Annotated in this window: 1 rRNA gene; it reads right to left on the bottom strand. The window is 57.1% G+C overall.

Annotated elements, in window-relative coordinates:
* Positions 1-632 (bottom strand): 23S ribosomal RNA (locus AC060L_RS37310); the annotation flags it as partial.
* Between the last annotated feature and the right edge of the window lie 58 nt (positions 633-690).

Here is a 690-nt window from a genome sequence, read left to right as displayed (position 1 = left end):
AACGACGCTCCCACGGCTTGTAGGCACACGGTTTCAGGTACTATTTCACTCCGCTCCCGCGGTACTTTTCACCATTCCCTCACGGTACTATCCGCTATCGGTCACCAGGGAATATTTAGGCTTAGCGGGTGGTCCCGCCAGATTCACACGGAATTTCTCGGGCTCCGTGCTACTTGGGAGAAGCTCAAGTGAGCCGTACAGATTTCGTCTACGGGGGTCTTACCCTCTACGCCGGACCTTTCGCATGTCCTTCGACTACCCATACGGTTTCTGACTCACCCAGCCGCCGGCAGACGACTGAAGAACTTTCCCACGACCCCGTATTGGCAACCCCTGCCGGGTCTCACACCAATACGGTTTAGCCTCATCCGGTTTCGCTCGCCACTACTCCCGGAATCACGGTTGTTTTCTCTTCCTGCGGGTACTGAGATGTTTCACTTCCCCGCGTTCCCTCCACATACCCTATGTGTTCAGGTATGGGTGACAGCCCATGACGACTGCCGGGTTTCCCCATTCGGACACCCCCGGATCAAAGCTCGGTTGACAGCTCCCCGGGGCCTATCGCGGCCTCCCACGTCCTTCATCGGTTCCTGGTGCCAAGGCATCCACCGTGCGCCCTTAAAAACTTGGCCACAGATGCTCGCGTCCACTGTGCAGTTCTCAAACAACGACCAGACACCCACCTACAAC

The organism is Kitasatospora sp. NEAU-69 (assembly GCF_057158765.1).
This window is presented reverse-complemented; position numbering and strand designations above follow the sequence as displayed.